The organism is Calditrichota bacterium (genome assembly GCA_014359355.1).
Classification (GTDB): Bacteria; Zhuqueibacterota; Zhuqueibacteria; order JANLFK01; family Oleimicrobiaceae; genus Oleimicrobium.
Window position 1 is genome coordinate 1 of sequence record JACIZP010000281.1, and the last position, 2,579, is coordinate 2,579.

The 2,579-nt window shown below is 59.1% G+C and carries 2 protein-coding genes; both read left to right on the forward strand.

Annotated features, from left to right (window positions below; all coding sequences use genetic code 11):
- On the forward strand, window positions 1-390 hold a 390-nt coding region (locus H5U38_12300), incomplete at its 5' end, for a T9SS type A sorting domain-containing protein (GenBank protein MBC7187805.1).
- 260 nt (window positions 391-650) lie between these two features.
- The coding region (locus tag H5U38_12305) for a TonB-dependent receptor (protein MBC7187806.1) at window positions 651-2,579 on the forward strand (1,929 nt) is incomplete at its 3' end.

Here is a 2,579-nt window from a genome sequence, read left to right on the forward strand (position 1 = left end):
GCGTCGGGGATTCACTCGCAGTTTGGGAGCATCGATCCGGTGTTTTACAGCGCGTGGGATTATGACAACCAGCGGCCGAAGACGGGGGTGGAGGTAGTGAGTCGGGAAGTGCCGCGGGAGTATCGGTTGGGCAACTACCCGAACCCGTTCAATCCGGAGACGGAGGTGCGGTATGAGGTAGCGCGTGCGGGACACGTGCGGGTGGAGGTGTACAACCTGCTTGGGGTGCGGGTGGCGCGGTTGGTGGATGAGGAGCAGGTGCCTGGGGTGTACCGTGTGCGGTGGGACGGTCGGGATGAGCTGGGGCGACAGGTGGTGTCGGGGGTGTATGTGTGTCGGTTGGTGGCTGGTGAGGTAGTGAAGACGGCTAAGATGGTGTTGGTGCGCTAAGGGGCCGATGCTCACCAGCAACGCATGAGCACCCGAGGGGAGGAGGCCCATGGCTTTCTCCCCTCGGCGTGGGGTGCGGGTCTTTCCGAAACAGAATTCGATGTACATCCTCGGGGTGCGGTCAACAGGTCAGGGCAAGAATCGTACTTGACAATTCACGATAATGTGGCTATATTGAAAGCGGGTGTTATCGATCTGGGGTATGACGTCAGGGGGACGCCTGAGTCTTGCGAACAGTCTCAGTTTCCTCTGGAGGAACCATGAGGGCGCGGAGGCGTTTGCTCTGTATCGTGTGCTTGGTGATCGCCTCACAGCTTCTGGCCGGTACGACAGGAAAGATCACCGGCGTGGTGAGGGACAAAGCCAGCGGCTTGCCCCTCCCCGGCGCGAGCGTGGTCATCGAAGGAACCATGCTGGGTGCGGCCAGTGGTTCGGATGGCACCTTCTTCATCATCAACGTGCCACCAGGGACCTATTCGCTGACCGCGCAGATGATGGGCTACAGCCGTACCACCGTCGCCGGGGTACGGGTCACCGCCGACCTGACAACCAGGGTCGACTTTGCGCTGCAGGAAACGACCATAACTCTGCCGGAGGTCGTGGTCACGGCGGAGAGGCCTTTTATTCAGAAGGATGTAACCAGCAGCATCGCGGTGGTTGACCAGGAGCGCATAGACGCCTTGCCGGTGCAGAGCTTCACCGAGGTGCTGGCCACGCAGGCGGGTGTGATCGCCCGAGGGAGTAGCCTTCACATTCGTGGCGGACGCGGCAACGAAGTCGGCTACCTAGTCGACGGCATGTATGTGGAAGACCCGCTGTTTGGGGGCTTGGGTACCAGGGTCAACAACGACGCCATCAAGGAGCTTACCCTTTTGAGCGGCACCTTCAGTGCAGAGTACGGGGATGCGCTGAGCGGTATCGTCAACATTGTCACCAGGGAAGGCTCCGACGTTGTTTCCGGCAGCATAGAGACCCGCACGAGCCAGTTCGGGGTGGCCCCTTATCATGACTACGGGGAGTGGCGCACGAACGGCTACGTGAGTGGGCCGCTGCTAAAGAGCAAGCTCTCCTATTTTCTTTCGGGCGAACAGAATCAGCGGGACAGCTGGTTGCCTTTCGGCTATCGGCGGGAGGCAACGGGTTTTGCCAAACTGACCGCACGCCCAGCCCCTTGGCTGAAAGTCGCCATAAGTGGCCGCTACAGCGAGACCAAGAGCCAGCCCTACAACCATCTCTGGAAATACATCCCTGAGCAGTACACCCGCACGCGGTCACATAGTCGCCAGGCCATTTTGTCTCTGACCCATTCGGTGTCTGCCCGGATGTTTTACGACGTGCGCCTGTCCGTGTTCAGTCAGGACTACTACAGCGGGGTGGATAAGGACACGTCCGAGTATGTGCCGCCGGCGGTTCGACAGTATGTGCCGTGGGCTGGCAACGGCTACGAGTTCTACAGCAAGGCCGACCCCTTGCAGCTTACCAAGAGCAAGACGCGCACCGTCGACCTGAAAAGCGATTTCGTTTGGCAGATCGGCCAGCGCAACGAGTTGAAAACGGGATTCGAAGTCAAGCAGCACCGTCTCCGCTTGTTTGACATCTACGATCCCACCAGGGATTTCCCCTACATCAACGACTACAATCAGAAGCCGGTGGAAGGCGCGGCGTACCTGCAGGACAAGATCGAGTACCCCTACCTGACGGTGAATATCGGCCTGCGCTTTGACTATGCCAACGCGCGAACCAAGTTCCGGGCCAGCCCATTAGACCCTGCCAGCGAAAAGAACGTCAAGCCCAAATGGCAACTCAGTCCGCGCATCGGTATAGCTCACCCGGTGAGCGAGCGGACCAAGCTGCACTTTGCCTACGGGCACTTTTTCCAGAACCCGGAATACCAGTACTTCTACGAGAATCGCCAATACGACCTGAATGTACGTGAGCCTCTTTTCGGGCAGCCGGACCTTGATGCGGAAAAGACGGTGGCTTACGAGACCGGGCTCGCGCACCAGTTCAGCAACGCGTTGGCTGCCCACGTGACCGCTTATTACAAGGACGTGACCGGGCTGATCGGCACGCACTACTACATGCCCTATTTCTCCGGGAGATATGTGGGCTACACCCTCTATGTGAACGAGGACTACGCGAACATCAAGGGCTTTGAGGTCAATGTGGAGTATCGGCCAAAGCCGGCA